We start from the raw sequence: 26,201 nt of genomic DNA, 5'->3' as shown, positions 1-26,201 counted from the left end.
TCCCGTGAGTACTCCGGCGACGGTGGTGGCGGGCGTTGACTTCGGCGACCGGGCCTTCGCGGCGACCGTGCGCGACGGTGTGGGGCGGATCGAGCAGCTGATGGACACCGAGCTGCGCAGCGCCGACGACATCATGACCGAGTCGCTGACCCACCTGTTCAAGGCCGGCGGCAAGCGGTTCCGGCCGTTGTTCACCGTGTTGTCGGCGCAGCTGGGGCCCAACCCGAGCAGCGCGGACGTGACCATCGCCGGCGCCGTCATCGAGCTGGTGCACCTGGCCACGCTGTACCACGACGACGTGATGGACGAGGCGGAGGTTCGTCGCGGCACGCCGACCGCCAACGTGCGCTGGGGCAACAACGTCGCCATCCTGGCCGGCGACTATCTGTTCGCCACCGCTTCCCGGTTGGTCTCCCGGCTGGGGCCCGAGGCGGTGCGATTGATCGCCGAGACGTTCGCCCAGCTGGTGACGGGACAGATGCGCGAGACGCGCGGGTTCGTCGAGGGATCCGATCCGATCGAGCACTACCTGAAGGTGGTGTACGAGAAGACCGCGTGCCTGATCGCCGCGGCGGGCCGGTTCGGGGCGATGTTCTCGGGTGCCGACGCCGATCAGGTGGAGCGCCTGAGTCGCCTCGGCGGCATCGTGGGCACCGCCTTCCAGATTTCCGACGACATCATCGACATCGACAGCGACGCCGGTGAGTCCGGCAAGCTGCCCGGCACCGACGTGCGCGAAGGCGTGCATACCTTGCCGATGGTCTACGCGCTGCGCGAACCCGGACCCGAGGCGGCCCGGCTGCGTGAGCTACTGGTCGGGCCCATCGACGACGACGCGGCGGTGGCCGAGGCGCTGGCGCTGTTGCGGGCGTCGCCGGGCATGGCCAAGGCCAAACGTTCACTTCAGGAGTACGCCGAGCGGGCCCGCGGGGAATTGGCGCTGTTGCCGGACGTCCCGGGCCGGCACGCCTTGCAGACGCTGGTGGACTACACCATCAGCCGGCACGGCTAGCGCGGCCTAGCGCCTCCAACCGGCGTGTGGAACCAACGGGGCCATCTCGGGCGTTCAATGAGCTGTAATCGGCAATAACGCGCGCTCCCGAGTGCTCGCAAGGAGGACACCGATGACCTGGCATCCGCATCACAACACGTTCAAGACGTTCGCGTTGTTGGTTGGCATGTCCGCGTTGATCGTGTTCGTCGGTTCGCTGTTCGGCAGGACCGCGATGTTCCTGGCGGTGCTGTTCGCCATCGGCATGAACGTCTACACGTACTACAACAGCGACAAGCTGGCGCTGCGGGCGATGCGCGCGCAGCCGGTCTCGGAGGTGCAGGCGCCGGCGATGTACCGGATCGTGCGTGAGCTGGCCACCGCCGCGCACCAGCCGATGCCCCGGCTGTACATCAGCGACACCAACGCGCCCAACGCGTTCGCGACCGGACGCAACCCCCGCAACGCGGCGGTCTGCTGTACCACCGGCATTCTGGACATTCTCACCGAGCGCGAGCTGCGCGCCGTACTGGGACATGAGCTTTCGCACGTGTACAACCGCGACATCCTGATCTCGTGCATCGCCGGCGCGTTGGCGTCGGTGATCACCGCGCTGGCCAACATCGCCATGTTCGCCGGCATGTTCGGCGGTAACGACCGCGACGGCGAGAATCCCTTTGCGCTACTGCTGGTTTCGTTGCTGGGTCCGATCGCCGCGACGGTGGTGCGGTTGGCGGTGTCCCGGTCACGCGAATACCAGGCGGACGAATCGGGTGCGGTGCTGACCGGCGACCCGCTGGCGCTGGCGTCGGCCCTGCGCAAGATTTCCGGCGGTGTCCAGGCCGCGCCGCTGCCGCCGGAGCCCCAGCTGGCCAGCCAGGCGCACCTGATGATCGCCAACCCGTTCCGGGCGGGCGAGCGGATCGGGTCGCTGTTTTCCACACACCCGCCGATCGAGGACCGTATCCGCCGGCTGGAGGAAATGGCCGGGCGCTAGCCCGGATTCGCCAGGCCTGGCCGGCTGTCGTCCGGGCCTGCCTGGGCGGGGGCCGGTCCAATTACGCTGCGGCCTCGGGGCTTTGGGCTTCGGCCAGCGGTTCATGCAAATCGCGCCGGCCCGTCTCGATCACGCCCTGAATGTGAACCGTCCCGCCGGTCGCCTCGTGCTGTTGCTGCCAGTCGGTAATCGTCTGCTGGGCAGCGTGATCCAGGTAGTGCACCGCGATGACCACCGTCACCGTCGCGCCCTGCGGAACCGACGCCAGCATCCGCGTCAGCCTGGGCAGCGCCAGGAAGGTGCACGCCGCGCCCTGGATGCTCACCCGCCATTCGTCGTGCACCGGCGAGGCTTCGATCTGAGCCCGGATCACCCGCCAGCCGGTCAGCGCGATGGCCAGCGCGAGCCCGATGATGACCCCGTGCAGCAGGTTGAGGAAGATGACGCTGAGGGCCGTCACGACGTATACCGCGAAATCCCGGTGCTTGACTGCGGTTTCGATGTGAGCCGGCTTCAGCAGCTGAATCCCGATGACGATGAGCAGGCCGGCGAGGGCGGCCGTGGGAATCTCCTCGACCAGCCCGGCGAACGGGATGGTGAACAACAGGATCCACACACCGTGCATGATCGACGAGGCGCGAGACTTGGCCCCCGCATTGACATTTGTCGAGCTACGGACGATCACCCCGGTCACCGGGAGACCGCCGAGGGTGCCCGACACGATGTTGGCGGCGCCCTGCCCCACCAGTTCGCGGTTGAAATCGGTGCGTGGCCCGTTGTGCATCCGATCGACCGATACCGCCGACAGCAGGCTCTCGACGCTGGCGATGAGCGCCACCGTGATCACCCCGACGGCGAACGCGCCCCAGTTGCCGTGCGGAAGATCGGGCAACCGCAGCGCGTCCAGCGGTGACCCCTCGAGGTCGATCCGGCGCACATGGAACGGGAACACCACCGAGATCACCGTCACCGCGACTATGGCGACCAGGGGACCCGGAATGCGGCGGACCGTGGGCGGAACCCACCGCCAGCCGACCAGGATGACGATCACCAGCGCCCCCAGGATCACCCCGGGGCGGTGCGCGCCGATGATCTGGCCGGGCAGCCCGACGAGGTTGTGCCAGGCCGTGCTCTTGGACTTCCCGCCGAGCAACACATGCGCCTGTTGCAGGGCGATCGTGATGCCGATGCCGGCCAGCATGGCGTGCACGACGACGGGTGCGATCGCCAGGGCGGCGCGCGCAACGCGGCTGAGCCCCAACAGAACCTGCACGACGCCGGCGGCAACGGTGATCAGACACGTTATACCCCAACCGAAGTCGGAAACCAGGTCGGCGACAACGACGGTCAGCCCGGCCGCGGGCCCACTGACCTGGAGCGGGGAGCCACCCAGCGCGCCGACGACGATTCCGCCGACGATCGCGGCGATCAGGCCGGCGAGCACCGGGGCGCCCGACGCGATCGCGATTCCCAGCGACAGGGGCAGTGCGACCAGGAAGACCACGAGCGATGACGGCAGGTCGTGCCGGATGACGCCGCGCACCCGGTCGATGCGCGGTCCGCGCAGGCGTTGTTCGCGGGCTGGGCCGACCGCCTGTTCTACGTTGTGCATCGGTCCCGTCCCTCGTCAGGTGTTAGCGGGGGACGTCCGGTATCCGCCCCGTAGTGCGTTTCATTACCTCTTCGTAACGTATTGGCGTACAAGCGATTACACCGGGCCGATCCGCAGGACCGTGCCCGGGGACCCCTGGCCGCCTGGGATGACGGTATTTTGCTGGCTAAGGCCGGTCAAGCGGACGGGCGCTGCCCATAGAGAACGCAAAGATTTGAATTACCCGACGTCGAACGGCCAGCTCAGAAGCCGGAGCCGTGCACCTCGTGGCCGGGCACCTCGGCGATCAGGCCCCGATAGGCCTGCTCGACGGTCGAGCCGTGGTTGATCACGGCGTCGACTTCGCGGGCGATGGGCATGGTGAGGCCGAACTCGTTGGCGAACTCCATGATCACGCTGGCGGCCTTGACGCCCTCGGCGACCTGGTTCATCGAGGCGATGATCTCGTCGATCGGCTTGCCCGCCCCCAACTGTTCACCGACGTGCCGGTTACGGCTGCGCTGGCTGGTACAGGTGACGATGAGATCGCCCAGCCCGGCCAGGCCCGGGAAGGTATCGGGATTGCCGCCCAGGGCGACGCCCAGCTTGGTCATCTCGCGCAGCGCACGGGCGATCACCAGCGCGCGGGTGTTCTCCCCGATGCCCAGCGAGTAACCCATCCCGACGGAGATGGCGTACACGTTCTTCAGCGCCCCGGCCATCTCCACCCCGACGACGTCGTCGCTGGTGTACACGCGGAAGCGCCGGGTGCGGAACAGTCCCGACAGCCGGGTCGCCAGGTGCTGGTCGGGCATCGCCAGCACCGCCGCGGCGGCATAGCCCTCGCCCACCTCGCGGGCGATGTTCGGCCCGGCCAGGATGCCCGCGGGATGGCCGGGCAGGGTCTCCTCGATGATCTGCGACATCCGCATGTTGGTGCCCTGCTCGAGCCCCTTGACCAGCGACACCACCGGCACCCACGGCCGCAGTTCCTTGGCCAGCTCGCTCAGTACACCCCGAAAGCCATGCGAGGGAACGCCCATCACGACGACGTCGGCGGAGTTCGCCGCCTCGGCGAAATCGGTGGTGGCGCGCAGGGTGTCGCTCAGCACCACGTCGTTGCCGAGGTATCGGCTGTTGCGGTGGTTGTCGTTGATGTCGGCGGCGGTCGCCTCCGAGCGCACCCACTGCAGCGTCGGCCCGCGTCGCGCACAGATTGATGCCACGGTGGTGCCCCAGGAACCGCCACCGAGGACAACGACTTTGGGTTCGCGCTTCTCAGATGCCATGGCGATCAGCGTATTGCGACACCTGCGATTTAGTAGCAGTTCACGCACTCTCGCTCGGTTATCCCGCCAGCGGCGCCCGGTCGCCGGCCCGGCCGAACACCATCGCCTCCTCGATCCGGTCGAACCGGTAGTCGAGGGCGTCGGCCAGATAGTTCTGCCGCACGTTCCACGGCCGCTTGGTTCCCGACTTCGGCAGCGCGTGCACCGAGCGCAACACGTAGCCGGCGTTGATGTCCCACGACGGCTTCTCGGCCATCGGCTCGTTGCCGCGATGCGGGGCGGCGTGGGTGTAGCCGTGAGCGGCCATGTGTTCCATCAGTTTTGCGGTGGCCCGGGCGGTGATGTCGGCACGCAGCGTCCACGACGCGTTGGTGTAGCCCACGCACCAGAACAGGTTCGGCGCGTCTTCGAGCATGTGCGCTTTGTAGACGAAGCGGTCGCTGGTCTTGATCTCGTTGCCGTCCAGGCTGATCGAGGCCCCGCCCAGCGCCTGCAGTTGCAGGCCGGTGGCGGTGACGATGATGTCGGCGTCGAGGTGCCCACCGGATTTCAGCGCGATGCCGGTCGTGTCGAAATGGTCGATGTGGTCGGTGACCACCTCGGCGCCGCCGGCGCTGATGGCGTTGTACAGGTCGGCGTCGGGGATCAGGCACATCCGCTGGTCCCACGGGTTGTAACGCGGCTTGAAGTGGGTGTCGACGTCGTAGCCGGCGGGCAGGCTGTTGATCGCCTTGCGCCGCAGCAGCCACCGCACCAATCCCGGCGCCTTGCGGGACAACGCGAAGAACACCGCCTCGGTCAACGCGCTGTACATCCGCACCACCAGATGAGCGGGCTTGCGGGGCAACACTTTACGCGCCGCGGCCGCGACCTTGCCGTACTTGGACGCCGAAATGAGATAGGTCGGTGAGCGCTGCAGCATGGTGACCTTGGCGGCGCGGTCCGACAGCGACGGCAGCAGCGTGACCGCGGTCGCCCCGCTGCCGATCACCACCACCTTCTTGCCGGTGTAGTCCAGGTCTTCGGGCCAATGCTGCGGGTGCACCACGGTGCCCGCGTATTGCTCGATGCCGGGGAACTCCGGGGTATAGCCCTCGTCGTAGTTGTAGTAGCCGCTGCCGAAGAACAGGAAGCGGCCGCGGTACAGCTTGCGTGCGCCGTCCTGCTCGACGGTGACCGTCCACGTGTCGGTATTGGAGTCCCAGTCCGCCGAGCGCACGTAGCTGTTGAACCGGATGTTCCGGTCGATGCCGTACTTGTGCGCGGTGGCGGCCAGGTACTCGCGGATGTGCACGCCGTCGGCGACACCCTCTTTGCGGGTCCACGGCTCGAACGGGAAGGACAGGGTGAAGATGCTGCTGTCCGAGCGCACCCCGGGATAGCGGAACAGGTCCCACGTCCCGCCGATCCGCGCGCGCCGCTCCAGGATGGTGTAGGTCAGCTGGGGGTTGCGCTCGGTGATCCGGTAGGCCGCTCCGATGCCGGAGATGCCGGCGCCGACGATGATGACGTCGGAGTATCCGGCCTCGGTCGCACCGCTATCGGCGGCTCCCTGCGGAGTCACGGTCATCTGAACCTCGCTCAATTGTGGAACTCGTCACCAGCCTAGAGACCCACCGGTTGGTCGGGCCAGAAACTGGCGAATCCGGGTGACGACGTGCGAACGGGGCGGTCAGCGGTAGTTGACGAACTGTAGCGCCACGTCCAGGTCGGCCTGCTTGAGCAGCGCTTGCACGGCCTGCAGGTCGTCACGCTTTTTGCTGGTGACGCGGATCTCCTCGCCCTGGATCTGGGTCTTGACGGACTTGGGGCCGTCGTCACGGATCAGCTTGGTGATCTTCTTGGCGTTCTCGCTGCTGATGCCCTGCTTGAGGGTGCCGCTGATCTTGTAGGTCTTGCCGGAGGCCTGCGGTTCGCCCGCGTCGAAGGCCTTCATCGAGATGTCACGGCGGATCAGCTTCTCCTTGAAGACGTCGACGGCCGCCTTGACGCGTTCCTCGGTGGACGACGTCAGCTCGATAGCCTCGTCGCCCTTCCAGGCGATCGTGGTGTCCGTGCCGCGGAAGTCGAACCGGGTGGACAACTCCTTGGCGGCCTGGTTGAGGGCGTTGTCGACCTCCTGGCGATCCACTTTGCTGACGATGTCGAACGATGAGTCCGCCATGCATTCCGTCCCTTCACTCGGTGATAGGCGTTTGTGCTTTGTCTACCCGCTCGTTGTAACCTGTCTGGCGGCAGGTTGCCCGAGCGGCCAATGGGAGCGGACTGTAAATCCGTCGCGAAAGCTTCACAGGTTCGAATCCTGTACCTGCCACCACCAGGTCAGGGGCTATTTGGTCTCTGGCTACGCGTTCGAACATGCCCGGGTTGTCACGATTTGTCACAACCCGCGCGAAACTCGCTGCGCACGTGCACACCAGGACGCCGGCATTGCATCTGTGTGACCGTGTCGTGCGAAGCCGGACTGGCTCGGTGATGCGGTCAGGGGGCCGGGTAGGTCAGGAACGTCGCGACTCGCCCACGACGCTGTTGAAGCTCTGCGCGGCGAGCGTCAGGGCCTCGGGCTGTGAGTGCACGTATGTGGCCATAGTGAAGGCCTTCGAAGCGTGCCCGATCCACGCAGAGATCACCGCGATCGGCACGTCTTGTAGATGCATCAGCGTCCCGCAGGTGTGCCGTGCGCCGTGGAACCGAATGTGCCGGACCCCGGCGGCCTTGAGCATCCGCGCCCACCGTGATGTCAGCGCGTGCGGACTTAGCGCCGCACCGCACTCGTCCACGACGACGTAGCCGCTCGCTTCGTAGTCCTCGCCGAGGGCCAAGCGGTCGGCAGCCTGGATGGCGCGGGCGGCCCGCAACGCGGCGGCCAGGTGGTCAGGTATGGGGAGGGTGCGGCGACTTGCGCGGGATTTCGGGGTGTCCTCGACGAGGTGCTTACCGAACCGGAGCCGCGTCGACGAGATCTGCAGCGTCCGCGCGGCCAGGTCGATGTCACTCCACCGCAGGCCCGCCACTTCGCCGCGGCGCAGCCCGGTAAGCGCAAGCTGCCAGGCGATCGCGTAGCGGTCGCCGTCGATATGAGCGAGAACCGCTTGGAGCTCGGCTGGGGCGAATGTGTCTGCAGGTTTCGGATCGGCAGGGATGCGGTCGACCAGCTCGCCGACATTACGAACCACATGCCCCTGCCGCATCTGGTCCCTCAGCACCGCAGTCAGTAGGCCCAGCAGGTAGTTCACAGATCGCGGTGACCACGATTTGCGCGACTTGCCGGTGGGAGAGGCCAGGCCGCCGGCGCGCAGGGCTGTGACGAGATCGTCGATGTGCCGCTTGCTCAGCTTCTGCACTTCGACCTCACCGAGTTCGGCGAGTGCGGGCGCGAGGTTTACCCGATGTCCATGAAGCGTCGAAGGTTTGAGTCCGTGCTTGGAAGCCAGCCAGTCCTCGCACGCTTGGGAGAGTGTGATTTTTGACGGATGCACATAGGTGCCCTTGGCGACATCGCCACGTACGGCATCTAGCGCTGCCCGAGCCTCTCGCTCGGTCTTGTACCGCTTCCGCAGCTGCTTGCGCCTACCGTCGACCACGCCCACGTCGACGGTGAGTTGATAGCGAATAACGGGGCGGCCGCCATCGCGTGCGGCAAGTTCGACCCGTTTGATTTGAGGCGGCAGTTGGCGACGTTCAGCCATGGCGGCCTGCTCAGTCTGCGTTCAGTGGCGGGATCACGATGCCGCCTCAGTGTGTGCAGCGATGAAACGCTCGATCTCTGCGGACGCCACCCGGCGCGATCCGCCGATCTGGACCCATGCCAGCTGGCCAGCGTCGAAAAGACGATAGATAGAAGAACGCGAGATACTCAGTGCTTCAGCCGCTTCCACGATGGTGAGAAGCCGCCGAGGGGTAGAAGGCCTGGGCTCAGGCGTGTCGTGAACGGTCACCGCGTGCTCCGGATAGGTGTAAGTCATGTGCTCCGCCTCGCGTTATGGGCCTTCCACAACTGTAATTCGCCCTACCGACTAGTCCTGCACAAATTCCAGGGGCTCACCGAGCGCGCGGGACGATCGGGCACGAGAGCATCACGACGCGCTCGACGCGCTCGACGCGCTCGACGCGTGCGGCGGCGCGGACCGTCGGCGCAACGCAACGCCTCACGCTACCTGCACCCTGTCCTCTATCACCCCATCTGCACTATCATCTCAACTCGTCCCACATTGTCCCATCTCATCTATCTCAAAACTACGACACCACAACACGTTTCACCCCGTCCCACTTTCCACCCTTCTTCGAAATTTTCCCGGCACATTGGCACAAGGGGTGCAATACTGATCTGGGGGCGTGCTACGCGCACCTCCAGATCCCAGCCGCTACAGGTGGTTTCGCTCGCCGAGGTTGTGAGGTGGTCGCCGGTGTTGACGATCTCGCGGCTATCACGTTGGAGCATCAACTATTACAACGACACCGCCCGCCAAGCCGCGCAGGAAGGCCTGGATCGCCAGCGGGCCAACGGCGGGCTGGGGGAGTACTACTCCGAGGGTGATACCCGTGCCCCGACTTGGCTGATCGCCGGGGACGCCGCCCGCACCGCGGAGCTGGTCGGCCTGGACGGGCGCGCGGTCGCCGGTGGAACGGCCAACCCCGATGTCGTGGAGCGCTGGCTCGATGACGGGATCGCCCCCAACGGCCACGCCGGCCGGGCGTTCAGGAAGGGCAGTGTGCACGGGTTCGATCTGACCTTCGCCGCGCCCAAGAGTGTGTCGCTGCTGCGGGCCTTGACCGACGACCGCGCCGAAAAGGCGATGCAGGTGGCTCATCAGCGGGCCATCACCGCCGCCATGGCTTATCTGCACGAGCACGCCGGATACACCCGGGTGCACAACCCGGTCACCGGGATGAAGGACTTGCAGCCGCTACCAGGGTTGGTGGCGATCGCCTACCAACACGAGACGTCCCGATGCGGGGACCCGCATCTGCACACTCACGTGATCGTTCCTAACCGCCAGGCCCGGGCCGACGGCGCTCTGGTGTCAATCGATTCGAAGTCGCTATTTCACGAAGCCAAAGCCGCCGGGGTCGTGTATCAGGCGGTGTTGCGTCACGAGGTGCATGCCGAGCTGATGCTGGAATGGGCGCCGGTGGATCCGTTTACGGGGATGGCCGAGATCGCTGCGGTCCCTCAGGACAGCATTAAGGTGTGGTCGCGGCGCTCGTCGCGGTTGCGGGAGTGGGCGCGCAACAACCTGGTGGTGGTTGATGGCGCGCCGAGCGCGCAGCAGTTGGCGACTGCGCAGAAAGCGACGCGGCCGGCCAAGCCGGAATCCACCTCGTGGGCCCAGTTGCAAGCCGACTGGCGCGCCGATGCTCGCGGTCTGGCGCTGGATCGCGCCGCACCGCGGCTGTTGACCGACCACGCGCAGTTGGTGCGCCTGGTCGCCGAGATCGATAAGGCCGCGTGCACGCGCGCGGACTTGGTGGAGTGGGTGGGCGCGTTGCTGCCGGTAGACGCGCCTGGAGATGCGCGGACGCTGATCGAGCAGATCGTCGACATCGTGGGGGTGCGCGTCAGCGCGCCCCGACAAGCGCACCACCGCGAGGGCCACGAGGTGTTCACCGTGGACGCGGTCATCGCCGAAGAGGAACGCGTCTTGGCCCTGGTCGACGGGGCCGACACCCGCGCGCGGCTCGATGTGCGCGCCGAAGATCTGGTCGACCTGTCGGCCGACCAGGCGCGGGCCATCGCCAACATGGCGCACTCGCCATACCTGGTGCAGCCGCTGCGAGCCCCGGCCGGCGCGGGCAAAACGCACTCACTGCAAGCGCTGCGCGCCGCCGCGCACCGCACCAACAAAGAAGTGCTGGTGTTCGCGCCCACCGGCAAGGCCGTCGATGAGGCGCTGCGCGACGACGCCGGCGACCGCGGGTTCACCGTCGCCAAGGCGCTGCAGCTGATCGACGGCGGCCAGATGACCCTGGATCGGCGCACCGTGGTGGTGGTCGACGAAGCCTCCATGCTCGGCACCCCCGAGCTGCGCCGCCTGCTCGAGGCCAGCACCGCCTCGCACGCCAAGATCATTCTCGTTGGCGACGCCTATCAATTGGCCCCGGTCAAAGCCCGCGGCGGCATGTTCGAGCACCTCTGCCACGACCTGCCCTGGTCACAGCGCCTCACCGAGGTGTGGCGGATGCGCGACCCCGCCGAGCGCGACGCCTCACTAGCGCTGCGGTCCGCGCGCGGCAACCGGCTCCGCAAAGCCATCGGCTGGTACCGCACCCACGACCGCCTGCACACCGGCGATCAGGTCACCATGGCCGCCGACGCCACCACCGCCTACATCAAAGCCCGCGCCCAGGGCAAAGACGCCGCAATCCTCTGCGACACCTTGGAAATCGCCGATGCCGTCAACCAGCGCCTGCATGATCACTACACCAATCCAAACGCCCCGAGTGTGCGGGTGGCGCGCGATCAGCAGGTCCGCGTCGGCGACCTCATCCTAAGCCGGCGCAACGAATCCAGCATGACTGTTCAACCCGGCACACAGCAGCGCCGCGTCACGCAAGTCGACCGGGTACGCAACGGCAACCGCTGGCGCGTGGTAGCTGTCGACCCCACACAAGGTCGGATCCTCGCCGAGCGGCTTACCGACAACGCCCGCGTCATCTTCGAGGGCGACTACCTGCGCGAGCACGTCACCCTTGGCTACGCCGGCACCGTGCACTCCGCCCAAGGCATGACCATCGGCAACCAGCACCAACGGGGCATCTGCTGGACGATCCTGTCCGATCGCGCCAGCCGCGCAATGGCCTACGTAGCCATGACCCGCGGCCGCGACGAAAACCACCTCGCCATCTATCCGTTGGTCACCAGCGAAGCCCACCAACACCATCAGGGCACCGACACCGGCATCCACCGGATGTACCGCGGCACCAGACATGCCGCCGCCTATGCCCTTCACACCATCGTGACCGCCAACGACGACCGCGCCCACACCATGCACAGCGTCGCCGACCGCACCGACCGAGAACTGCTGCCCATGGTCGTCGCAGCACTGCTCGACCGCAACGACCGGCGTCGCGCCGACCGCGCCGCAGCCTGGCGACAGCACACCACCCAAAGCCGCGCCCGCGACGCCGCTTACCAGCGCATCACCATCGCCACGCGTCAGGCCAGTCGTGAACGCAGCCGTACTCGGGGATACGGGCTCGAACTCTAGAACCGACATCGTGTCTCCTCGCAGAACTTGCCGCGTAGGTCAGAGGTTCGTCGACGGCGGCAGATTGCTGCAACCACTTATGGGCTGTACCTGCCCCTTGGTCGATCGCCCAAAATGGCGATCAGCTGCCGGATTTACGACTGGGAATGGGTCGGTGTCGGTAACCTTTGCCACGCCATGAGTGATGAGGACGGTACAAGCCTTCTTCCCGCGGAGACGCGTGCTCGTGTCCGTATCGACCAGCAGTTGATCCAGGCGGGCTGGAAGGTTCAGGACAGAAAAGACCTGAATCTGTTCGCCGGACAGGGCGTCGCCGTTCGAGAAGTCGTGATGAAGCCCGGGCATGGCCGCGTTGACTACCTCCTCTACGTGGACAAGGCTATGGTCGGCGTCATCGAGGCTAAACCAATGGGTACGCCCTTGTCGGGTGTCGAGTGGCAATCGGCGATGTACGCCCACGGGCTGCCGCCAGATGTGCGCCTCGCGGCGAAGTCCCGGGACGGCCGGCTGCCGTTCGTGTTCGAGGCATCGGGGGTGGAGACACACTTCACCAACGGTTTTGATCCCGAGCCGCGGGCGCGGCTACTTTTTAACTTTCCCAAGCCGGCAACGTTGGCTCGCATCCTGCGCGACGCGGACGCGTCGCCGGAGCACCCCACCTGGCGCGCCAAGGTCCGCGATGTCCCTGCTCTCGATACCGGCCCGTTGCGCCCGGCGCAGATCAAGGCCATCAACGGAATCGAGAAGAGTCTCGCCGATCAGCAGTTCGACCGATCGCTGGTGCAGATGGCCACCGGAGCCGGCAAGACCTACACCGCGGTCACCGAGTCCTACCGGCTGCTGAAACACGCTGGCTTCAACAGGATCCTTTTCCTGGTCGACCGCAACAACCTGGCCGACCAGACGCTGGCCGAGTTCCAGAATTACCGCACTCCAGACGACGGTCGCCGCTTCACGGAGCTGTACAACATGGCCAAGTTGTCCAGCGCTGGGCTACTCGGCTCGACCAAGGTCACGATCTCGACCATCCAGCGGGTCTACAAGTTCCTCAACGAGGGCGAAGTCAGCGACGCCGACGACCCCAACCTCGATGACTTCACCCCGGACACCCCCGTCATGGTCTCCTACAGTGACGTACTTCCTCCGGAAACGTTTGATCTGGTCATCGTCGACGAGGCGCACCGCAGCATCTACGGGGTCTGGCGCGGCGTCCTTGAGTACTTCGACGCCCACGTCGTCGGACTGACCGCCACCCCAGGCAAGCAGACCTTCGGGTTCTTCCGCCAAAACCTCGTTTCCGAATACACCTACCCCGAGTCCGTCGCTGACGGTGTCAACGTGGACTTCGACATCTACCGAATCCGCACCCGAATCACCGACGAGGGTTCACGGATCGAAGCGGGGACTGTTGTGCCGAAAGTCGACCGCCGCACGCGTGAGCAGCGACTCGAAACCCTCGACGAGGATCTGGATTACCGAGCCGCGCACCTGGACCGCGCCGTGACCGCCACCGACCAGATCCGCACCGTTTTAGAAACCTTCCGCGATCGGCTCTTCACCGAGATCTTCCCGGGCCGCTCCACCGTGCCGAAGACACTAATCTTCGCCAAGGACGACAACCATGCGGAGGAGATCGTCAGGCAGGCTCGGGAGGTGTTCGGCAGGGGCAATGACTTCGCCGCGAAGATCACCTACAGCGTGGGCAACGCCAGAGAACAGCTTCAGGCGCTGCGGACAAGCCCGGCGCTGCGGATCGCGGTGACTGTCGACATGATCGCCACGGGCACCGACGTCAAGCCGCTGGAGTGCGTGTTCTTCATGCGCGATGTGCGTTCCGCGCAGTACTTCGAGCAGATGAAGGGGCGCGGCGCGCGCACAATCGCTTCGGCAGACTTCCAGGCCGTCACGCCCGATGCGGAGAACAAAACCCGGTTCGTCATCGTCGACGCCATCGGCGTCACCGAGCACCCTTACGTCGAGCCGCCGCTAGACCGACAAAAGTCGGTCAGCCTCAAAAATCTTCTGGACAAGGCTGCGGCCTTGACGCTTACCGAGGATGAAGCGGCCACCCTTGCATCACGGCTGGCCAAGCTCGAACTCGATCTCACCGACGAGGAACGCCAAGAACTCGACGAGGTCGCCGGACAGGCAGTCCGCGATATCGTCAAGGCACTCGTCGATGCTGTCGAGCCGTCCACGACCTCTGGTGAGGCGATCGCGCAGGCCATCGAGCCGATTGCGGCCAACCCGGAACTGCGCAACCGCGTCCTCGAACTCCGTAGAACCCACGATCGCGTCATCGACGAAGTCAGCAGCGACGAGCTCGTCGAGGCCGGAGGAGTGGTCGATACCGACCGCGCCCGGTCGATCGTGGAGTCGTGGCGCGCCTACCTTAATGAGCACCGCGACGAAATCACCGCGATCCAGGTTGCCTATGAGGCCGGCGAGCAGCGTATCGACTTCGCTCACATCCAGGGACTTGCAGCCCGCATCGCCCGGCCGCCGCACAATTGGACGCCTGACATCATCTGGAACGCCTACGCCGCGATCGATGCGCCCAGGGTGCACCACAGCCCGACCCACACCCTCACCGATCTGGTATCGCTGATCCGCTACACCACCGGCGTCGACGACGAACTCGTTCCCTACGGTGAGCGGGTGCGCGAGAAATACGCGGCCTGGTTGGCGCAACAGGAGCAGGCCGGCGTGGTGTTCACCGACACCGAGCGCTGGTGGTTGGACCGAATGGTGTCAGTGATCGCCAACTCCGCCGGGATCCGCGTGGAAGACCTTGACGACGCGCCCTTCATTGAACGGGGAGGAACCGATGGGGCGCTGCGGGATTTGGGGGAGCGGGCGGGTGAACTCGTTGATGAGCTTAATGAGGAGCTCACCGCATGACTTGGCCAACGGTTACGCTCGACGATTTGAAATCTGACGAACCGAAGGCGATCACGGATGGTCCGTTCGGCTCCAATTTGGCTCGCCGCCATTACACCGCGTCAGGGCCAAGGGTGATCCGTCTTCAGAACATAGGCGATGGGGTATTCATCGATCAGAAGGCTCACATATCGCCAGAGCACTTCGAGAGGCTGCGAGCGCACGAAGTTCGTGGCGGTGACCTCTTAGTGGCATCTCTGGGGGAAGTGCTGCCGCGAGCATGCCTTGCTCCGCAATGGATCGGTCCTGCGATTGTGAAAGCCGACTGCATCCGTGTGCGTCTCGGGAATCAGGTCGATCCCCGCTGGGTTTTGTATTCGCTCCAACGCCCCGAGGCGCGACGTTGGGCCGCGGAGCATCGCCACGGGGTTGGACGTCCACGCCTCGGACTAAGTGTGATCCGTCAGATTCCTGTCCCGTTGCCACCGCTTCCAGAGCAGCACCGCATCGTCGACTTCCTCGAAGACCACCTCTCGCGCCTCGACGCCGCGGACCGGGGGCTGGCGCGAACCCTCGCCAAACTCGACACGCTTCGTGAACGGACTATTGTTCGTGCCCTAACAGCAGCTAATGTCGCCAACCGCACCAGTGCGAGGCTTGAGGAGGCCGGGACTGCTGACGGATGGCTTCCATCGCTCCCGGTTGGCTGGTCGTGGGCACGACTCGGGGATGTGGCCGATGTCGTAGGTGGCGTCACTAAGGATGCAAAGAGAGAAGGAGATCTCACGTTTGTCGAGGTGCCGTATCTGCGGGTTGCAAACGTTCAGCGCGGGCGATTGAAGCTCGACGACATCGAAACTATTAGGGTTGCACCGGCTAAGGCCAGTGCATTAAGGCTCCAAGAGGGCGACGTCCTGCTTAATGAAGGCGGCGATCGGGACAAATTGGCTCGTGGCTGGGTGTGGGAGAACCAAATCGACGAGTGTATTCACCAAAATCACGTGTTCAGGGCGCGCGTCCGGGAACCTCGCCTCGATCCATTCTTTTTGTCAATGACGGCGAACACAATTGGCGGCTCCTGGGCCGAGCGTAACGGCAAGCAGAGTGTGAACCTTGCATCCATCAGCCTCAGCATCATCCGCAAGATGCCTGTGATTGTTCCCGCCGCTGGCGATGCTCAGCGCATCGTGGCTGTAATCCGTGAGAAGCAATCTGAATACGAGCGCCTAAAGGATGCAATGGTCGAGGCCCGGTTACGGGCGGAAGCGCTGCGGCGTTCCCTCCTGGCCAAAGCCTTTTCGGGTCGATTGACTGGGACCTTTGGTGAGTAAGAAAAAAGCCGGGGCATTGAGTGATGCTGACTGCGCTGGGCGAGTAACGCGACGTGTCAGACGTAGCTGTGATCACCGGGAAGAGCGTTTCTGCCGGTGAGGGCAGAATTGATGTGGACGTCGTGTGCTATGCCGTGGTGACGACGCGCCGGAGCACGGACTTAAGGAGGTAGCTGCGATGATCAAGGAGATCGAGTTCCGTCTCATTGACGCTGCCGTCCCAAGTGGCGAGATTGCGGTCAAGGACCTAGCCGCCCTCGCAACTGCTCTGCAGGAATTGACGACTCGAATCAGCCGCGAAGTAATCAACACGCCCGGGCCTGGCCGCACAAAGCAGTTCATGGAAGAGCTCTCGCAACTGCGGCTCCACGCAGTCGAGCCCGGAAGCACTGTCCTCCGATTCAGCAAAGGGCCTACCGACAAACTCGACGTCGACCTGCCCGAACAAGCCACGGCGGATGACCGCTTTTGGGAGATATTGCGAGCTATTGGCGACGACAGTCGCCCGGATTGGGCGACCGACTTGATCGCGGAGAGCGTCGGCAAGTTGGTCAACGCCATTCAAGCCGCGGCGCCCACCGTAGTCCTGGGCTCGCCTTCACGGCCCGATGTGCGGATTGTCTCGTCGGCCCTGCACGTCGAGACGTGGACACCGATACGCGTTCACCCGGGAGGCATCATGACTGCCACCGGCCGACTGGAGAAAGTTGATCTACGGTCACACGAGTTTCGTGTCCGCGACGACGTCGATCAAACCGTGGACCTCAAGCATGTCCAAAGCGATACCACCGCAGCGCAATTCGTTGGTCAGTGGGTGGTCGCTCGGGGTGATGCCGTGCTGCAATCGGGTCGGCTTGTCGTGTTGGACAATGCCAGCATCTCGCGTACTGACGATCCGGCAGCCGAGCACATGGACCGCAGCGTCACGACGCTCGAAGAGATCCTGGCCAGCGCCCCCGGACCAGACATCGACGGCGGGATCGACCTTACTGACGACGAATTCCAGGCGTTTCTCGAGGCGGCGCGTTCGTGAATCAAGTGGCGGCGGCGGTGGTCGATACTGACGTCTTCAGCCTGATTTACCTGCGCCGCGCTAATAGCGATTCGCGTGTCGCTGGTTGGCGCGAATACCTGACCGGCCGGCGTGTGCTCATTTCATTTCAGACCAGGGCTGAGGTGCTTGCGGGCGCGCGAAGCGCCAAGTGGGGTGAACGAAGGATGGCCGAAACGATCGAGATTCTTGACCGTACGCCCACGATCCGTCCTGACAACGAAGTGGTGGACGCGTACGCAGAGCTGGCTGCCGAGTGCCGCAGGCTCGGCCATGGCTTACACGCCAGAGAGCACACCGGTGATCGATGGGTAGCTGCCTGTGCCATCGCCAAGCGGCTTGATCTATTGGCCGGAGACGAGATCTACCGTGGCGCACCCAACCTCGTTGTGTATAGCTGATCAGAAGGGCAAAACCACTGTGTCTGACTCCCGACGCCTCGTCGACAAACTCTGGGCTTACTGCAACGTGCTCCGTGACGACGGCGTTGGTGTCATCGAGTACACCGAACAACTCACCTACCTGCTGTTCCTGAAGATGGCACACGAGCGGGAGACCAGAAGGCTCAACCCGCAGCAGATCGTTCCCGACGAGTACTCCTGGCAGAAACTGCTTGACGCCGAAGGAACCGACCTCGAAGTCCAATACACGAAGATCCTCGTCGGATTAGCGCAGCAGCCGGGCACCCTTGGCACGATTTTCCGCAAGGCGCAGAACAGGATTCAGGATCCGGCGAAGCTCAAACGCCTCATCGTGGATTTGATCGACAAAGAGAACTGGTCCGCTTCGGGCACAGATCTCAAAGGCGACGCGTACGAGGCGCTGCTCTCCAAGGGCGCCTCCGACAAGGGGTCGGGTGCAGGCCAGTATTTCACCCCCCGTGACCTCATCCGGGCGATCGTCGACGTCATCGACCCCACACCCGCCGACATCGTCGTCGACCCGGCCTGTGGCACGGGTGGCTTCCTCCTCGTTGCCCATGAACACGCCGTGCAAGGGGCCGAGAACCTTAACCCGACGAAGCGCAAGCACTTGCGTGACGAGTTCGTCACCGGCTACGAACTCGTCGACGGAACAGCGCGACTGGCTGCTATGAACCTGCTGCTCCACGGCATCGGAACCGCGGACGGCGCCTCACTGATCGATGTTCGTGACGCCCTCATCTCTGACCCGGGCCGGCGCTGGTCGGTGGTGCTGACCAACCCGCCGTTCGGCCGTAAGTCGTCGTTGACGATGGTCGGTGCCGACGGTCGGGAGGTCCGCGAGGACATCGAGATCGAACGGCAGGACTTCGTCGTCACGACCAGCAATAAGCAGCTCAATTTCCTACAGCACATCATGACCATTCTCGACATCAACGGTCGCGCCGCCGTCGTCCTTCCAGATAACGTCCTGTTCGAGGGCGGCGCCGGCGAGACCTTACGCCGAAAGCTGTTGGCCGACTTCGACCTACACACGATCCTTCGCTTACCCACTGGCATTTTCTACGCTCAAGGTGTGAAGGCCAATGTGCTCTTTTTCGATAAGAAGCCGGCTTCCGAGCAGCCGTGGACTATGAAGCTATGGGTCTACGACCTTCGCACCAACCAGCACTTCACTCTCAAGCAGAACCCTTTACGCCGCCATCACCTTGACGAGTTCGTCGACTTCTATCTCAGCGGAAAGCCTCGTGACGAACGTGTCGAGTCGGAGAGGTGGAAATCGTTCACCTACGAGGAACTCGTTGCGCGCGACAAGGTTAACCTCGACATCACCTGGCTGCGTGACGAGTCGCTCGACGACGCCGATAATCTCCCAGCCCCTGAGGTCATCGCCAGAGAGATCGTCGAAGACCTCACTGCGGCGCTCACGGAGTTCGAGGCGGTCGCAGCGGCCCTCGAAGCCACGGCGAACGGAGACGTTGCACTAACCTGACCCGCCGCTGGTCGCACATTGTCGCTGTCAGTCGTCGTAAGGAGGGCATCTTTCGCGTTGAGTAGTTAGGGAACGCTCTTGCTCGCCAGATCAGCGATTGCTGCTCGAAGCACCTTGTTCGCGATCTCGGCGGTCACCATGCGCGGAGTGAAGTTCTCCCGGATCTGCTGGCGCGGGTGGATGTAGTTGCGGAAGCCGCGCACAGCGTGGGCATGCTTTGCAACGTCCTCGCCGACAAGGCCGAGCTCGCGGGTCACGTCGATGAGGTTTTGAAGCGTCCACTCGCTAAATGGTCTTACGTTGCCGTCTTTGGTGGGCGCTGCTCTGGCTTGGTTGTAGTCCCTAGGTTTCCTTTCGGCGACGGCGAAGAGCAGGCCTTCCAAGGTGCTGCCGCACAGGAAGATGACCGCGAGCGGAGCTTTGGCTCTCAGGCATAGCTCGATCTCAGCTCGGCGCTGTTCGATCACTTCTCGGAAGGTGATGGGGACAGGAACTGCGCTGAGGTCGATGTTGCCGAGATCTCTGTCTAGGAAGGCGATTTCATCCGCGGTTGGTGATGGTTCGCCTGGTTTGAGCACCTTTAGCTCTTCCATGACTCTCTCGTAAATATTCATATCGGCGTCGGCGATGCCGCCGTTCATTAGTTCGTTAGTCTGCCAGCGATCAAGCATTTCCAGTGTGAGCTTTGTGACGGTCTCATCATTTTCTCTTTGCCAGAACGCGCGGAGCCGAGTGGCTTTGGAGCCCTGCGGGTACCGTTCGTCGACGTCTATGCCGACGCTCGTCAGGATGAAGTCTTGGAAGGTAGCGTTGCTGAAATCAAGCACGTAACCGGTGGACATGCCGAACAGATGCTCAAGTTTTCGCTTTGTTGGGTTTTTTAAATTTGACATTGAAGTGATTGTTCTTTCGCGATGGATCACAGAGGGTTACGCAATAGAAGTATTAACCTTCTTGAAGGCTATTCTTCCGGCGATCACCGGCCCGCAAAGGCTACGTTCCTGCCGACTGGATGTAGGCCGCGAACACGCGTCTTCCGGTCTCCTGGTCGAGACGGTTCGCCAGGGCAGCGACGATGCGGCTAGTCGCTTGCGGCCCGACCGACTTGAGCAGGCCGCCGAACAAGACGTCGACGAGCTTGGTCAAGCCGTCAGCCGCGGGGTAGTGGTGGTCGCGGAGGGCATCGGCGGCGGTAAATATCAGCTCTGCGACGCGCCCCCCGTCTGGTGGAACATTCGCGTCATCCAGTGTGTGGGGGCGTTCGTGAACGGCGGTGAAGAAGGGGTCTGCGAACGAGATCGTCCACGCGAGGAATGCGGATACGACAGTGGGTCGGGCCGACGGCACGGTTGCCATAGCGAGACCGTTGGCGGCCAGGTGCGCCCATGCAGCGGTCGTCTCGGGATCGATGTCCCTGGGTCGGCCGGTGACGAGGGACCGGAACTGAGCGAAGGCCTCGGGGATATCGCGCCAGGCAGCAGGGCGAGAGATTGCGAGGGCGAAGGGACTGTCGACCTTCCACTCGGCTTGTTCTGCGAGGCGGTCCCAGGGCTGGTCGATTGGCAGGTCGACCACTTTGTTGTCGCGGAACGCTGTAATTGCGGCAGCGAGGTGGGCGTCGTTATCTAGTGCGCGGACCAGGTCGATTGACCCGAACGCGGGTACACCCATAGAACGGGCGAATCGGCGAATAGTGACGTCGTCGGCCCAGACCGGAACACCGAGTTCTTGCGCGGCGGTGATCGCACTGAGCCACCGACCGTGGGGGGTGGCCTCTGCGACGGGTGCGACCTGCAGGCGCTGAGCGTCGGCCCAGATCTGCTCGGCGGTATCGGCATACGCTTGGGCTTCTTCGGCCGACGTCGTGCTGAAAGTGAGGTTTTGTGATCGGGTGTCCCAGCGCAGCGTGGCGGTCGACTTCATCGCAAGGCCGGTGCGCGCGCGCGCGACGTCGGCGCGGAGTGTGGCCGGGACGATGACTGCGTCGAAGCTTGCGGCGAGCTTCTTGAACGTCTGGCCGGTCCAGCGCGCGACCACGAGCGCGGTGACGTCGACGACGACGCGGCCGTCAAGGGCCTTGCGTGCTGTTTGCTCACCAACCCCCCCATCGTCGTCGACTGCCATGACGTAGCCGAGGTCGCGTCGGATGAGGCTCTCGGTAGTGGTGCAGCCCGCGGCCTCGGTGAGGACAGCGAGTGGAAAGCGGCCGCTGCGCACTTCGCCGGCGAGTTCTTCGAGCGCGCGTTGGCCCGCATCGCCGGCGCGCATGTACTCCTTGAGCGGCTCGAGGTTGTCGCGTTCGACGGGCAAGCGGGTGATGGAGGCATTGTCGCCATGCTGTTCGAAGTACCTTCTGGTGTAGCCACGGAGTTCGGCGACCTGGGCTTCGGTGAAGCTCGAGTCCGGCGCGGTGAGCACGACCGACATGGCGGCGGTGGCGATCTGCTCATCGTGTGCCCATTCTGCGGCGGCGCGCATGAAAATCGCGTACAGCCGAGGGTTGCCGAGACCGGTGCGGGTGGCGTCGGTTTGGCCGTTCGCGCGTGCGCGCTGCTCGTTGGTGACGCGCCAGATGAGCGTGAGGAACAGCTGCGCCCGCTCGCGTTGGGCGAAGCTCAGCGGCGGCGAGTCGAGAAGTACGTCGAGTGCCTTTTCGAACTTCTCCTGGAAGAACAGTGCCTCTGCGAGCTGCCAGTACTGAATCTCCGGCACCGGAAGGTCATTGTCGTGAAGCTCCCGGATTAGCTCCTGGGTGCGGGCCGCTACCTCGGACCAGTTGGACTCACTGAGGGCAATCTGCTGCAGTGCGTGCAACGCCTTGAGACGCAACGACTTCCCATCCTGGTTGCCTAACAGGTCGAGCGCGATGTTGCGGCCGATCTCGGACAACCCATTGTCCATCGCTAGATCCAGTGCCTCAGTCACCAGCAGAACATCGCCGCGGGACTTGCCCTCCTCTAACACCAGGAGAGTGGCCTCCTTCGCACGATTGGAGGCGACGAGAGCATCGGCATGGGCCTCCAAGACCAGCTCACTGCGTTCCATTCCACGCACATGACGCAGCGCGCCGCTGGTGTCGCCTTGGCTGATGAGCACGCGCGCCCGCATGACGCCAGCGAGAGCAGGATCGAGCTCTCCGATTTTTTCGATGTGCGCGGTCACGGTGGCCTGCTCGGTCTCGTTGAGCGAGTTAAATCGCCTGGCCAAGGCCATGAGGGCCAGGTAGTCGTCGTGATGGTCGCCCCTGGAGAGCGCAAGTGCCGCGAAGAGGGCGTCCTTGGACTCACCGGCCATCTCCGGGTTCGCTCCGAGCACGGCGGCGCGCATCAGCTGCGCCTCGACCTCATTGGGGTTCTTCGCCGCAAGCGCAAGCGCCAAATCGTCGTCGCCAACGACCTGTGCGAGGTGCGCACCCAGCCGAATTACCTCGGGGTGACGTGCTTCCTGCTGCGATGCGATGCCATCCGGAGCGGGCTGCAACATGCGCAGCGCGCCGTTGAAGTCGCCCTGGATGGACCGGGCCCGGGCGGCGACCGCCAGCGCACTCCCCGAAGTGCCATCCCAGTCGCGGAGCGCGTCACGCACCACCATCGCGTCGGTCTCCACGGTTCTGGCATAACGCGCGACGTGGACGCCGACATCGGCCGCGGTGCGGCCGGCCATCGAGACCAGCACCGCGAGCGTTGTCTGGGCGAGTGTCAGACGTGTGCCCTCAGCGTCGGGGCGCAACGCGACAGCCCATTGGGCGAGGTGCATGGCGTCGTCGGCTAGGTCGCGGGTCACTGGGTTGCCGCGCAGGGTTGGTGCCGCGAGTCCGGACGTGATGCCGAGTTGATCTGCTGCGCCCGGCGCCAACATCAACTGTGCAAGCTGGCGGAGCACGGTCGCGGCCACCAAATCCCGCAACTCAGAATCGAACTCGATGACGTCCACTGCTTCCGTCGGTAGGCTTAGCACGCCAGACTGGTCGCTGAACCCGAGGCAGGCGAGCGCGATCTCGGTGCATGCTTTTGCCTTCGCGAGGTCGTGCTCCAGGACCGCCCGGTAGACGTCGATGACTGGACGCAGCCGGTCGAGGACGTCGTCGTCGAAATCATCTAGCGCGGACGGCCCGGGCTCGGTCGGGCCGACGGCTTCGTTTGCGTCGGTGTCCTTGGCGATCCGCTCGAGCCGGGCAGTCATCGTGAAGTAGGCGCTCGCGTCGAGGTCGCCGGTGAGTGTCGCCGAACGTGCGGCCTGCTCGAAGGCGCGCCACGCAACCTTCGACCCAGACCACGACGCCAGCGATCCGACGAGCGCCCAACCGTCGCCGGTATCGTCCTCACGCAGCCAGGCCGGCGGCCGGTGTAGTGCCCGACTTAGCCAGGTGGCCGCAGTGCCACCGGAGCGTCGCATCTCGGCTAGTGCTTCTCGTGCGGCTTCGGCACGGGCGTCTGAGCGGCGCGCGAGACGGTCCATCCACATCTGGATGGCACAGGGTAGGACTACCTCGGGAGCGTGCCCGGGGTAGTCGGTCGGTTCCGGAGGTACGACCGCGGCGCCGCGCTTGACGTCGTCGGGGTCGGCGAAGACCAGGATGTCGCGAAGCAGACTGGCAGCGTGCCCGGCAGCGAGCGGCTGCTGGTCGTCATTCCCGGCGGCAGACTTGTCGCCGATGAAGTCCGAGATGCCCCGGATCACCAAGACCGGGAGGTCGTGAATGTCGGAGCCTGCCGCAAGCCCGAAGGACTCCATGTCTAGCGCCGCTGCGTCCTGAAATCGGGCCCGGATCTCCTGCATCACTGGACCGTCGGGGTCGGTCTGGACGGCGTCGACGGCCACGATCGGTGCGACGAAGGCATGCGGGTGTCTGGGGTCGTAGTGCGGGCTACGGGTCGACGAGGTCCACGCGCTGTCGGCGATACAGGCGGTCACGACCGAGACCAACGGCGCCGGAACGACATAGGACTTGTCGCGGCCGAGGAGCACTGAGCCGGAATCGGTTGGCACCTGCTTCCCCGCGTATGGATTGTGGATACTGCTCGCGACGACGACATCGAGGTGCTGCTGGTCTCCAGGCTTCAGGCCGGCGGCCGTGCCGACGAACGCGACGAGATTGGCGCGCAGTTCCCCGGCGGCGAGTCCAACAAGGGCCGCCGACGTCGCGTTTCCCATCCCCGCGCGGGCGAGGTAGACGTTCCAATCGGTGCGGGCGCCCGGCACCTCGCCACGCAGCATATAAATTCCGCCGACCCGTATGCGCTCGACGTTCACCAAGCGGTTGCGGACCTCGGTGTGCTCGAGGTCGACCCCGGTGACCACGAGGGCCACCCGATCCTGCGTCGACCCCTCCAGTTCCGTCAGCCCAGCCACGTCCGCGGTCGTGGTCCACAGGGTGGCACGCCCAACTTTCCTGGAATCGACCAGCCGACGCTCCTGCAGCGCCCTAAGCGCCCGGTTCGCAGTGTTGGGTGCCACCCCCGCGATTTCAGACACTTGCCGGCCGCTTAGCGGTTCGGCCGACCGCCGGAGCATTCGCAAGATGTCGCTCTCGACCGCAGTCAAACTCACATCACAAGTGTGGCATTCCGCATACGGTTTGTGCAATCAACCGAACGCGTTGCACATGGCGTGTGCAGTGATTACGTCGAGCTTGAGATCGTCTCCGAGGATGTTTGGTCCTGCGGCCGTCGAACGGCAGGCTTGTCCACGCCGGCCGAGGGAGGTCGCTGTCAGCACTGTCACGGGGTTGTCACAAGGCATACAGAACAAGATGGCACGCGCGGGCACTCACCGAGACCGACGCTGCAGGTCAGGGATGTGCAGGGTATGCAGGGACATGCGCGGAAACGCCGTCCTGCGGACTGTAAATCCGTCGCGAAAGCTTCACAGGTTCGAATCCTGTACCTGCCACCACCGGCCGACGGTCGCAACCGCGACGTGCTCGCGGCCCGAGGCTTTTAGTCGGGATACCGGATCGCCACCAGCTCGACCTGCTGTCGTCCCTGCGGCGTCTCGAATGTCACGACGTCCCCTGGCCGGTGGCCTGCCAGGGCGAGCCCCATCGGGCTGTCCGGCGTCAAGGCGTGCTCGTCCACGACCGGCACCTCTCCGACGATCGCGACCACCCGCAGGTGAACGAGCTCCCCATCCGGGAAGCGCAGCGTCACCTCGGTGCCGTCCGGCAGCGCGCCCGGCACCTCGGACGCGGGTCGCCCACCGTGCAGATGCCAGTTGAGTTCGGCGATCCGGTCGTCGATCGCGGTCAGCTCGTCGGCGAGGCCAATCTGATCCGCCGCATCGGCGTCGACGAGGTCGCCGACCGTATCCCGGATGCTGTCCAGGTCGGCCGCCACGCGCTCGCGCCGCCGCTTCAGTTCTTCGAGCTCGGCCTCGAGAAGGGCGAGCTCGTCCGGCGTCAGCATCGCCGCCCGGCTGTGCTTGCTCACGACCCCGCGCCCGCGCCCGACCCCGGGCGGCGGACGGTGTCGCGCCGCAGCCGACGGTTTCTCTTGGGTTCATGCTCCGTCTTGCGCCGATCGATCTGAGTGATCAGGTCCTTCTTGGCTTCGGCAAGAGCCCGCATGAGATCCCGGTCGTCTCCAACCGCCACAAGCGGGGGGCCGCCCGGCAGAAATGCGCGGAGCGTCACGCGCTGATCTTTACCGCCGCGCTCGCGCACGGACACGTCGACTTCGACCTCGCTCGGGTCCCACCGGGCCAGGTGCGGACCCAGCGCGGACAGCACTTCGAGGATTTGTTCGCGTTCCTGCTCCTCGAACCCGGCGCCCAGACGAAACGAGCGCTCGTCCAGACGGCCCCGCTGCGCATTGTCGGGGTAACTCACGCCTATGAGCATCAGGCACAAACGACGTGGACCGCTTCCCCTCCGCAGGCCCGATCTCAGGGTGGATTATGGGCCTGCGAGGACCATCGCACACGGGTCACGCCTTGGCCAGCTGCTTCAGCG

Annotated in this window: 18 protein-coding genes, 1 tRNA gene and 1 pseudogene; 10 read left to right on the top strand and 10 right to left on the bottom strand. The window is 64.7% G+C overall.

The window, feature by feature from the left end; translation table 11 throughout:
- Positions 1–4: 4 nt before the first annotated feature.
- Positions 5–1,012 carry a nonaprenyl/(2E,6E)-farnesyl/geranylgeranyl diphosphat synthase gene (gene grcC1, locus ACIUM1_RS10810; protein ID WP_406817143.1) on the top strand — a complete coding sequence of 336 codons (1,008 nt, stop codon included), beginning with the start codon at positions 5–7 and terminating at the stop codon, positions 1,010–1,012.
- 112 nt (positions 1,013–1,124) lie between these two features.
- Positions 1,125–1,988, top strand: a complete 864-nt coding sequence (gene htpX / locus ACIUM1_RS10805) for a zinc metalloprotease HtpX (RefSeq protein ID WP_085288019.1) — start codon at positions 1,125–1,127, stop codon at positions 1,986–1,988.
- 61 nt (positions 1,989–2,049) lie between these two features.
- Here the strand turns inward: htpX and ACIUM1_RS10800 are convergent, their stop codons facing one another.
- The 4 genes from ACIUM1_RS10800 to ACIUM1_RS10785 form a co-directional block, all read right to left on the bottom strand.
- Positions 2,050–3,600: a SulP family inorganic anion transporter gene (locus tag ACIUM1_RS10800; RefSeq protein WP_406817142.1), complete on the bottom strand. Its 1,551-nt coding sequence runs from the start codon at positions 3,598–3,600 to the stop codon at positions 2,050–2,052.
- Between the two features lie 242 nt (positions 3,601–3,842).
- On the bottom strand, positions 3,843–4,868 hold the full coding sequence (locus tag ACIUM1_RS10795; protein ID WP_406817141.1) for an NAD(P)H-dependent glycerol-3-phosphate dehydrogenase: 1,026 nt from the start codon (positions 4,866–4,868) through the stop codon (positions 3,843–3,845).
- 58 nt (positions 4,869–4,926) lie between these two features.
- The gene (locus ACIUM1_RS10790; RefSeq protein ID WP_406817140.1) at positions 4,927–6,438 is read right to left on the bottom strand and encodes a flavin-containing monooxygenase; all 1,512 of its coding nucleotides are present in this window, start codon (positions 6,436–6,438) and stop codon (positions 4,927–4,929) included.
- Positions 6,439–6,540: 102 nt separating this feature from the next.
- A complete protein-coding gene (locus ACIUM1_RS10785) occupies positions 6,541–7,032 on the bottom strand; it encodes a YajQ family cyclic di-GMP-binding protein (protein WP_007768058.1) in 492 nt (163 codons plus the stop codon).
- A 69-nt stretch (positions 7,033–7,101) separates the two neighbouring features.
- On the opposite strand from ACIUM1_RS10785, the gene ACIUM1_RS10780 reads away from it, so the two are divergent.
- Positions 7,102–7,185 (top strand) — tRNA-Tyr (locus tag ACIUM1_RS10780).
- A gap of 181 nt (positions 7,186–7,366) precedes the next feature.
- Here the strand turns inward: ACIUM1_RS10780 and ACIUM1_RS10775 are convergent.
- Both ACIUM1_RS10775 and ACIUM1_RS10770 read right to left on the bottom strand, forming a co-directional pair.
- Positions 7,367–8,557, bottom strand: coding sequence for a tyrosine-type recombinase/integrase (locus tag ACIUM1_RS10775; RefSeq protein ID WP_406817138.1), 1,191 nt, complete (start codon positions 8,555–8,557; stop codon positions 7,367–7,369).
- A gap of 33 nt (positions 8,558–8,590) precedes the next feature.
- Positions 8,591–8,833, bottom strand: coding sequence for a helix-turn-helix domain-containing protein (locus ACIUM1_RS10770; protein ID WP_406817137.1), 243 nt, complete (start codon positions 8,831–8,833; stop codon positions 8,591–8,593).
- A 441-nt stretch (positions 8,834–9,274) separates the two neighbouring features.
- On the opposite strand from ACIUM1_RS10770, the gene mobF reads away from it, so the two are divergent.
- The 7 genes and pseudogenes from mobF (at position 9,275) to ACIUM1_RS10735 (ending at position 19,252) form a co-directional block, all read left to right on the top strand.
- Complete coding sequence (mobF, locus tag ACIUM1_RS10765; RefSeq protein WP_406817136.1) at positions 9,275–12,076, top strand: MobF family relaxase; 2,802 nt, start codon at positions 9,275–9,277, stop codon at positions 12,074–12,076.
- A gap of 177 nt (positions 12,077–12,253) precedes the next feature.
- Positions 12,254–14,977, top strand: a complete 2,724-nt coding sequence (locus ACIUM1_RS10760; protein ID WP_406817135.1) for a DEAD/DEAH box helicase family protein — start codon at positions 12,254–12,256, stop codon at positions 14,975–14,977.
- Complete coding sequence (locus ACIUM1_RS10755; protein ID WP_406817134.1) at positions 14,974–16,287, top strand: restriction endonuclease subunit S; 1,314 nt, start codon at positions 14,974–14,976, stop codon at positions 16,285–16,287. Before ACIUM1_RS10760 ends, ACIUM1_RS10755 begins: the two co-directional genes overlap by 4 nt.
- Before the next feature lie 178 nt (positions 16,288–16,465).
- Positions 16,466–16,681 (top strand): annotated as a pseudogene (locus ACIUM1_RS10750) (hypothetical protein); the annotation flags it as partial.
- A 420-nt stretch (positions 16,682–17,101) separates the two neighbouring features.
- The gene (locus tag ACIUM1_RS10745; protein ID WP_406817628.1) at positions 17,102–17,320 is read left to right on the top strand and encodes a hypothetical protein; all 219 of its coding nucleotides are present in this window, start codon (positions 17,102–17,104) and stop codon (positions 17,318–17,320) included.
- Positions 17,317–17,739, top strand: coding sequence for a PIN domain-containing protein (locus tag ACIUM1_RS10740; protein ID WP_406817133.1), 423 nt, complete (start codon positions 17,317–17,319; stop codon positions 17,737–17,739). Before ACIUM1_RS10745 ends, ACIUM1_RS10740 begins: the two co-directional genes overlap by 4 nt.
- Before the next feature lie 19 nt (positions 17,740–17,758).
- Positions 17,759–19,252, top strand: a complete 1,494-nt coding sequence (locus tag ACIUM1_RS10735; RefSeq protein WP_406817132.1) for an N-6 DNA methylase — start codon at positions 17,759–17,761, stop codon at positions 19,250–19,252.
- Positions 19,253–19,317: 65 nt separating this feature from the next.
- Here ACIUM1_RS10735 and ACIUM1_RS10730 read toward each other — a convergent pair whose 3' ends face one another.
- From ACIUM1_RS10730 to ACIUM1_RS10715, 4 genes are all read right to left on the bottom strand, one after another.
- Positions 19,318–20,145: a hypothetical protein gene (locus tag ACIUM1_RS10730; RefSeq protein WP_406817131.1), complete on the bottom strand. Its 828-nt coding sequence runs from the start codon at positions 20,143–20,145 to the stop codon at positions 19,318–19,320.
- 100 nt (positions 20,146–20,245) lie between these two features.
- Positions 20,246–24,727, bottom strand: a complete 4,482-nt coding sequence (locus tag ACIUM1_RS10725; protein WP_406817130.1) for a PIN domain-containing protein — start codon at positions 24,725–24,727, stop codon at positions 20,246–20,248.
- Between the two features lie 464 nt (positions 24,728–25,191).
- Entirely contained in the window at positions 25,192–25,680 is a 489-nt protein-coding gene (locus ACIUM1_RS10720; protein ID WP_406817129.1) for a GreA/GreB family elongation factor, read from the bottom strand.
- Positions 25,677–26,078 carry a hypothetical protein gene (locus ACIUM1_RS10715; protein ID WP_406817128.1) on the bottom strand — a complete coding sequence of 134 codons (402 nt, stop codon included), beginning with the start codon at positions 26,076–26,078 and terminating at the stop codon, positions 25,677–25,679. Before ACIUM1_RS10715 ends, ACIUM1_RS10720 begins: the two co-directional genes overlap by 4 nt.
- Positions 26,079–26,201: the final 123 nt, after the last annotated feature.

Source organism: Mycobacterium sp. M23085 (assembly GCF_045343915.1).
GTDB lineage: Bacteria > Actinomycetota > Actinomycetes > Mycobacteriales > Mycobacteriaceae > Mycobacterium.
This window is presented reverse-complemented; position numbering and strand designations above follow the sequence as displayed.